Genomic DNA, 8,283 nt, shown 5'->3' with positions numbered 1-8,283 from the left:
AGGTAACGGCATCCGTACCTGACGGCGATATGGGTGAATGAATAGCAAATGTTTCTGGATTTTGTTTGCAGGCCATCGCGAGTGGAAGGCAAAACGCGATAAATAGAGATCTTTTTAAGCTCTGATATGAATACATGTCTGGCAATTTTATGGTATTAACATTATTCAATCCGCGGGGATTAAGTTTCTATTGGCAATAACCCCGCTTTGGTTATTTGTTACCCTGTGAAGCGACATGAAGTAGCGCAGGCGTCTTCATCAAAAGCTATTGCGGGGCAACCACGGACCCTGGCAGTAGGAATTGAAGTCGCGCCGGGGTCTGCATCAAAAGCTACTGCGGGCATGCCATGCGACCCTGGCGCTGCGAAAAATTAAGCAATAAGAAGTCCTTTCGGCATAGATTTAATCATTTTTCAATTCGCCGGGGTCACACTCCACACAATTGCCCAGGCTGTGAAGACCCCGTCGGGAAGAAAACGATAAAGAGCTACAAGAGGGAGCATAAGTCTTCTGCGCTAAACATAGCCCTCCTTATCCCAAAGGGATAAAAGGTTTATAATTGAAGTCGCGCCGGGGTCTTCATCAAAAGCCACCGCCGGGCGGCCAGACCCTGGCGCTGCGAAATAGCATAAGGTCTTCGACCCCTTCGGGGTCGTGCCGTTTCGGTGTTACAGGGGTTATAGACCTGCAACCCTTTCAGGGTTGTGTAACAATGATTATAAAAAGTCATTGCAGAAGACATAAGTCCTTTGCGCTAAACGTAGCTCCCCTTATCCCAAAGGGATAAAAGGTTTATAATAACCATAGCGCAAAGTATTCGACCCCTTCGGGGTCGTACCATTTTGGTGTTACCGGAGTCATAGACCTGCAACCCTTTCAGTGTTGTGTAACAATGGTTATAAAAAGTCATTGCAGAGACATAAGTCTTCTGCGCTAAACGTAGCCCTCCTTATCCCAAAGGGATAAAAGGTTTATAATAACCATAGCCCAAAAGTATTCGACCCCTTCGGGGTCGTACCATTTTGGTGTTACCGGAGTTATAGACCTACAACCCTTTCAGGGTTGTGTAACAATGATTATAAAAAGTCATTGCAGAGACATAAGTCCTTTGCGCTAAACGTAGCCCTCCTTATCCCAAAGGGATAAAAGGTTTATAATAACCATAGCCCAAAGTATTCGACCCCTTCGGGGTCATACCATTTCGGTGTTACAGGGGTTATAGACCTGCAACCCTTTCAGGGTTATATCACAGTGGTTATGGCGCATACCTCTTCACATTACCAAGTGAAAATACTGCCAGTTCTGCACGAGCCGGATAGTATTTTATAAATCCTCCTTTGGAAGCAGATATAATATAAAGGCCGCCGGTTTTAGACCTGCCATTCATTTTTCTTCCAAATGCTTTGTCAGAAACTTTACCGCTACATCATTGATCTTTCTCCAGTTCCGTTTTCCCGTTGGCAATTGAATGTTCTTTGGCGCTGTGTGTGAAATGAACAATTTCACATCACCGGCAGTTTTGGCCGCTAACGGCACAAAGAGCACTGCCACATCTCCATTGAATCCAGCCGATTTGTCAACGCGGCCCTCAGGGGTGAGATGACCATAAAGGGGTTTTGCCGTGTAATGCCCGTATATATGATCATTGATCCTGAGATCATGAAAGTTATTGCGATGGAGCGGATAGCGAAAATAATATCCGATGCGGCCCGCTTTTCGCAGTTCATCCAGGTTAAGATCATCAATCACTACAATAAATCCTGTATCATACCGAATGGGCAAAGTTAAGATGTATTCAGCGTATTGGTCTGCATGTTCTCAATTCCATCCTTCAATGAATATACATTTGCTTCCGGGAACCGGCTTCGATAGCTTTGATGCCATAAAGCAAATATAATTTTTTGGTAAGGTAAATTAGCGGAAACGTATCAGGGCTCTGTTGCCTAATTCACAGTAGCCTAAAGCTTAATCAGGGCGTTCCTGACATCGGCCGTAATCCCCAACGACGTTTAGTCGGGCGGGGGGCCGGTATTCAGGCAGGCGTTACATTTTTCCGCAAAAAAACTTACCGCCGGTGCAACGTTTTTGTCTCCCCGATTATCAATTGCAGCAACACAAACAAAGCGGTGAAAACCAACGGTACCGGATATGCATTATAAGTGGTATAAGTAAAGGATGAACGGCGTCTTATCTTTTTACCGCTACTGATCATGTCATTATCAACCGTAACAAATGATCGCACATTAAAAATTTTATTTTCTATTTTATGAAATCAGGAATGATAAGAACTATTGGCTTTTTCTTAACGATCGCTTCGCTGATCGCAGTGAGTTGTTCGAAAGATACAGAAGTCATTCAAAAACCCGAACCTTCCGCCCCAACCCCAACGGGAGCGTCTGCCGTGCAGATATCGCTTGCATTACCCGGTAATACAGGTATTCAAAACGCTCAGGCAATACTGGTATTAGAGCAAACAGGACAGGAAAAAGTTGTGAAAGTAAAGCTGCAGGAGCAGGATGAGCGGTTGCATACAGGGCCGGTCGTATTACCGGCGGGCGAGTACCGGCTGACACAGCTAAAGGTTGCCGACAAAAACGGGAAATACCTGTATGCCGTGCCCAGGGCAGCATCTGCCAGGGCAAACGAGGTAACTACTCCCCTTGCGGTTCGCCTGGTAGCGAATGCTGATAAACCGGTAGTAAATCTTACCGCTGCACCCATAACAATTGCCGGCAATGCAACCGATTTTGGTTATCCAACAAATGCATTTGAAGGACAGGACCGGTTTACAGTGCAACTGAAAGCTACGGTTAATGTGGGCGGGTATGTATATGATAATATGGACGGGCAGCTGCTGATCACATGGTACGATGCGCAGGACAACCCGCATTCGGAACAGGTGCAATTGCAGGCGGGCAACAATACGATCAGCCTTCCTGTGGGCGCTTCGCGTTTCGTTTTTACCTATAGCAAATGGAATGTAACCGATGAGATGGACATGCCGGCTTCCGCCGTTACACGCGGTATGAGCATTGCTATCGGCGGCAGCGTGGCCGCACGCAAATTGTCGGAAGAAAAAACATGGATTGAAAGCGATGGTTCAAGCCGGTTGGTCAGCAGGAAAACCTATCATTATAACGGTGCAGGGCAACTGGTAAAAACCATGTATTATCAAAAGCTGCCGCAATACGCAGAACTTCAGTTACAACAGGTACATGCATTTGAGTACCAGCCGGGCAAATTAATGCATGTTCAATATTTTGACGGAAACAACAAGTCTTATGGTTATTTAAAATTCATGTATAACAATAACGGACAGATAACGCATATGGAACAAAAAAGCTACGACCAGATGACCTATGCTGCCGTAGAACATAGCATTGAATACGGGAGCAGGAAGGTAACCATTGACTATCTTTACGAGAACGGTCATGCGCTTGAATATACATACCAGGTTGAAAACGGGAACAGGACAAAAGAATCAGGGATCAGCTCGGCAGGCGCTTCTGAAGGAGGCACTTTTGAATACGACAATAATATCAATCCATACTACCTGCTGGGCATACAGGACATCTACCTCCGGTACAACAGCCGTAATAATATGATACAACAAAACAAAAGCTATTCAGGCAGCATGCCCTCCAGCATCCCTTACCGGTTTAACTATACATACGATGATGCCGGTTATCCCGTGCAGCTACTCAAAAACTTTAGATCTTATTCCTCCAATACTCACCTGTATACCGAAAAAACAGTATATACATACTAAAAAGGCTTCAAGACCATCAGCGCAATAATGATCATGAAAATTATATTCTCGATCCGTTCGTAAAAGAACAATTTACCGGCTAATGCATAATACGTATCCGGTATCTTATCATCCGTATGGCTTTTCAGTAATGCTTTTATGGGCTTCGACCTTGGCGACAGCACAACAGGGCCGAACCCCAGGGCAATAAGGAACAGTACCAGGCTGGTAACATACCAACCCATGTGAAACAAATAGGGTCGGATGGCTCCCATCGCTAAGCCCGAAAGCAGCAGCAGCGTTCCGCCAACCATCACGAAATTGTGTAGCCGGTTGCGGATGAGATAAGCATGTTTTAACTCTGTCATGGTTTTGGCCCTGTTTACAATATAAATCATAACAAAGCCCGGTCCCATACCCAAAATGGCAGAAAAAACATGGATCAATAAAAGAAAACTATAAAACGTCATGATCTAAACTTGCAGCTTTACAATATTACCCGGCTTTACAAACATATCCTAATGATGATGGGAAAGGTTGGTAATACAGTGAGCATTTTTTAGCAAATTTATTACAGATTTAGATCAACAACGGTATAAAGAGAGATAATGTGATACTTTTGCCATTATGCCATTTCGGTTTTATAATCCGCTCGAAAATTTACAGCTCCACTCCCCCACCTGCTTTCTCACGGGTGCCGATCTAAAAAACCCGGATGATAACATCACCGTTTTTCCTGCCTGGATACTTGATCGCTTTCTGCTGAGAGATCAAAAATTTAAAATGATAGACCAGGTAACCTCTGTTTTGTACGGAGAGCTGAAGTTGCCATGTTCCGCTGCAGCAGCAAAAGCTTTCAGCGACCTGGAACTTAAAATTCAGGAAGCTTTAAATAAAGGTTATGAAGGCGTAACGTTACTGTCATCTCACACATTATTTTTATGGATGGGTAAAATCGTATATGGCGTATTGTATCATGAATTGTTATTCGAAAAGGCAAGACTGCAAAAGCAGAATAAAGCGTTCAGGCTTTCGCCCCCTTTAAAAGCACGGCTGGGTTTGTTTCACCTGATGCTCCAGTCGCTCGTATCGCCTGTTGCCTTTAAAGGGTTACAGCCCTGGAGTATTTCTGTTGTAAGACTCAAATATTCAAAAGACATTTTCAGTTACCGCGATGATCCGGTGAACCTTATCTTCTCGCTTGGCATGAATGGGTTTGGCATCATTGCCTGTTTCCAGGACAGCGGACTGGTAAAGCAAACGCAAAAAGACATTCTTGATAAGATAAGCGATGCAGTATTGCATCCTGTTCAATTTGAGGAGCTATGCGCAAGGTTCTTTTACTCAAATTATCTTTTGCATTACCAGCCACGATATAACATTGAGAATAATGATGCAGGAATTACCATTGAAACATTACCGGTAGCGGCAGATGCCGGCAAACCGCTGTTCGGCAAATGGGATGACTCTATGTTTGCCCTCGTTTTGGCAGAGCATTGGAAACCCTGGGGCCTTACCAAAAAAGACATTATTACGGTTCCCAATGATCCGATCAGCTTTTTGAAAAATGATTATACACATGAATTTATAGCGCCGGATTCAATCAATTTGCCGTACTGAAAAGAGCACATATCGCGCTCATTGTGCCTGCATCGGCATATGCACGCAAAAAAGATACGAAACACCCGGGGCCGCCGGTAAATAACGGCAACGACAATAACCATTACCTTTTTCTGCATTGGGCGATTCCTGTACCACCGGGCAATTCTGCGGCAGCATATTAAAAAAAATAACCCCAGTTCACCTTATATGATTAAATGGCTATCTTTTTCGGGTTTCCTGCTTTTTACGCTTTTAATGCTGACGGGCACCGGGCAAACGAATGATAGCCGTTTGATGCCCTGTAAGGAGGAAGACATCTCGCGTTATACCGCATATAAAATCAACCACGCCCCGGTAATTGACGGAAAACTGAATGAAGCTATCTGGAAAAATAGCTTTCAGGTCAAACAGGTTTACAGATATTATTTCCGGGGCCGCAACCTGCCTGGATACACGGGCGGCAGTGTTGTGGGATGACCAGTACCTGTACGTGGGGTATTGGATTGAAGAGCCTTTTGTAACGGCTACCCATACCCAAAGAGACGCATTGATTTACCAGGATAATGATGTAGAGCTTTTCATTGCCGGAAGAATAATAAAATCTTTTTGCCCTCATTTTTTATTGGGCTTAATTTGCGGCTTGGCAAACAGGTGAAAAGCAGCTTGTAACGAACAAATAATAAAACAATAAACCAAAAGGAGGATACACAAATTGAATAGGATTTTAAGCGTGGGCATCGTGGGTTATGGCAACCTGGGAAAAGGCGTTGAAATGGCAGTTAAACAAAATCCGGACATGGAATTAGCAGCCATTTTTACAAGAAGGGTACCGGAAGCAATAAACAGCGCATCAAAAGTGGTGGCTATTGATCAAATGGAAGCTTACAAGGGCAAAATTGACGTAATGATTCTTTGCGGCGGCTCTTTAAAAGACCTGCCGGAGCAGGTGATCATGGTTTCAAAAATGTTTAACACCGTTGATAGCTTTGATATGCACGCCAAAATCCCGGCATATTTCAAACAAGTAAACGAATCTGCAATATCTAATAAAACATTAAGTCTTATATCTACCGGCTGGGACCCCGGATTGTTTTCCCTGGCAAGACTGCTCGGTCAAAGTATTTTACCGCAAGGCGAGGACTATACTTTCTGGGGCAAGGGTTTGAGCCAGGGCCATTCTGATGCGGTAAGACGCGTTCCCGGCGTTAAAAACGGCGTTCAATATACGATACCTAAAGAAACAGCAATAGAACGGGTGCGCTCGGGTGAAAACCCAGGGCTTTCCACATCCGAAAAACATGAGCGGGTTTGTTATGTTGTTGCAGAGGAAGATGCCAGTTTACAGGAAATTGAAAATACCATCAAAAAAATGCCTCATTATTTTGATGCATATCAAACCACTGTTCATTTCATAACAGAAGCTGAGCTTAAAGCAAACCATTCAACGATGCCGCATGGAGGTATCGTATTCCGTTCGGGCGTTACCGGAAACGGATCAAAACAAAGGATTGAGTTTAGCCTGGCTTTGGAAAGCAATCCGGAATTTACCGCGAGTGTTTTAGTAGCTTACGCGAGGGCTGTGGGAAAAATGGCAAAAGAAGGCCAAACAGGCGCCCGTACCGTGCTTGATATTCCTTTGGGATATTTGTCGCCAAAGTCGCCTGAGGAGCTTCGCGGATCTTTATTATGATTACAACCCGGGCGCAGACCGAAGTTTTGATTAATTTTACGCTTTTGCAACAGCACCTTTAAACTTGTTCCCATTGAACCAATATTTGCCTTCCATTGTTAAAAGAAAAAGGATCGCCCGCTTTAGAAAGCCTTCTTCCTCAAATATTGTTTGCGGCTTTCTCTTTTTTCTTTTACTGCTCATATGCCCGGTGCTGCATGCGCAAAAAGGAACAGACCTGAAAATCACCGGCAAGGTCACGGAAGCCGCGGCCAACACCGCTCTTGGTTATGCCACCGTTCAACTGTATAAGCTGCACGACAGCTCTTCGGTTGCCACCGTTACTACCGCTGAATCGGGGAATTTTACCATTGAAGCGTCTGCCGGCACATACTATGCCCTTATTGAATTCATTGGCTACACTCCGTTTAAAACCGCCGCTGTTACGCTTACACCCGATAACACTCCGCTGAGCCTTGGTGTTATACAACTCATCTCTGCTTCCAAAACACTTGAAGAAGTATATATACAGGCCGAGAAAAGCTCAATGGAACTGGCGCTTGATAAAAAAATATTCAATGTAGGCAAAGACCTGGCCAATGCCGGGGGCACGGCCGCTGATATTTTAAGCAATATACCTTCGGTGGCAGTAGATGTGGAAGGCAATGTAAGCCTCAGGGGCAGCAACAGCGTTCGTATACTGATAGACGGGAAACCTTCCGGCCTGGTGAGCATCAAAGGCGGAAGCGGCCTGCAGCAACTGCAGGGCAGCATGATAGAAAAAGTAGAGATCATCACCAATCCATCTGCCCGCTATGAAGCAGAAGGCATGGGCGGCATCATTAATATCGTATTAAAAAAGGAACGGAAGGAAGGGTTCAACGGCTCGTTTGATGTGGTGGCGGGCTACCCCGAGAATTTCGGGCTGGCGGCCAATGTGAACTACCGGCACAGGAGCTTTAATTTTTTTGTTAATTATTCCGCTTCCTACCGCAATGCACCTGGAAAAAACGATTTGTACCAGGAGCTCTACCGCAACGACAGCACTTTTATCTCCACCAAAAACATGGAGCACCGCTTAAAAGGAATGTACAATAACGCAAGGGCCGGGCTTGATTATTTTTTCGATGATAAAAATATACTCACTGCCGCCTATACCTATCGCATCAGCAAAGGGAAGCGTTTTTCCGATATTTATTACCACGACTACGAATCAACCATAAAAGATCTTACCGGCATCACGCACCGCACGCAGGACGAAACG

Annotated in this window: 7 protein-coding genes; 5 read left to right on the top strand and 2 right to left on the bottom strand. The window is 44.7% G+C overall.

Features of this window, described 5'->3' with window-relative positions; all coding sequences use genetic code 11:
- Positions 1 to 1,383 precede the first annotated feature (1,383 nt).
- Positions 1,384 to 1,782, bottom strand: coding sequence for a hypothetical protein (locus PLH26_RS17790; RefSeq protein ID WP_324587382.1), 399 nt, complete (start codon positions 1,780 to 1,782; stop codon positions 1,384 to 1,386).
- 484 nt (positions 1,783 to 2,266) lie between these two features.
- Between PLH26_RS17790 and PLH26_RS17785 the strand changes: the two genes are divergently transcribed.
- Complete coding sequence (locus PLH26_RS17785; protein WP_324587381.1) at positions 2,267 to 3,769, top strand: hypothetical protein; 1,503 nt, start codon at positions 2,267 to 2,269, stop codon at positions 3,767 to 3,769.
- On the opposite strand, the gene PLH26_RS17780 is transcribed toward PLH26_RS17785, so the two are convergent.
- Positions 3,766 to 4,218, bottom strand: coding sequence for a DUF2269 family protein (locus tag PLH26_RS17780; RefSeq protein WP_324587380.1), 453 nt, complete (start codon positions 4,216 to 4,218; stop codon positions 3,766 to 3,768). The genes PLH26_RS17785 and PLH26_RS17780 overlap by 4 nt on opposite strands.
- 157 nt (positions 4,219 to 4,375) lie before the next feature.
- Between PLH26_RS17780 and PLH26_RS17775 the strand changes: the two genes are divergently transcribed.
- From PLH26_RS17775 to PLH26_RS17760, 4 genes are all read left to right on the top strand, one after another.
- The gene (locus tag PLH26_RS17775) at positions 4,376 to 5,368 is read left to right on the top strand and encodes a hypothetical protein (protein ID WP_324587379.1); all 993 of its coding nucleotides are present in this window, start codon (positions 4,376 to 4,378) and stop codon (positions 5,366 to 5,368) included.
- Between the two features lie 355 nt (positions 5,369 to 5,723).
- A complete protein-coding gene (locus PLH26_RS17770; RefSeq protein ID WP_324587378.1) occupies positions 5,724 to 6,005 on the top strand; it encodes a carbohydrate-binding family 9-like protein in 282 nt (93 codons plus the stop codon).
- Between the two features lie 57 nt (positions 6,006 to 6,062).
- Positions 6,063 to 7,040: a diaminopimelate dehydrogenase gene (locus PLH26_RS17765; RefSeq protein ID WP_324587377.1), complete on the top strand. Its 978-nt coding sequence runs from the start codon at positions 6,063 to 6,065 to the stop codon at positions 7,038 to 7,040.
- 73 nt (positions 7,041 to 7,113) lie between these two features.
- The coding region (locus tag PLH26_RS17760) for a TonB-dependent receptor (RefSeq protein WP_324587376.1) at positions 7,114 to 8,283 on the top strand (1,170 nt) is incomplete at its 3' end.

It is taken from the genome of Agriterribacter sp. (assembly GCF_035444585.1).
In the GTDB taxonomy this organism is placed as follows: domain Bacteria; phylum Bacteroidota; class Bacteroidia; order Chitinophagales; family Chitinophagaceae; genus Agriterribacter.
This window is presented reverse-complemented; position numbering and strand designations above follow the sequence as displayed.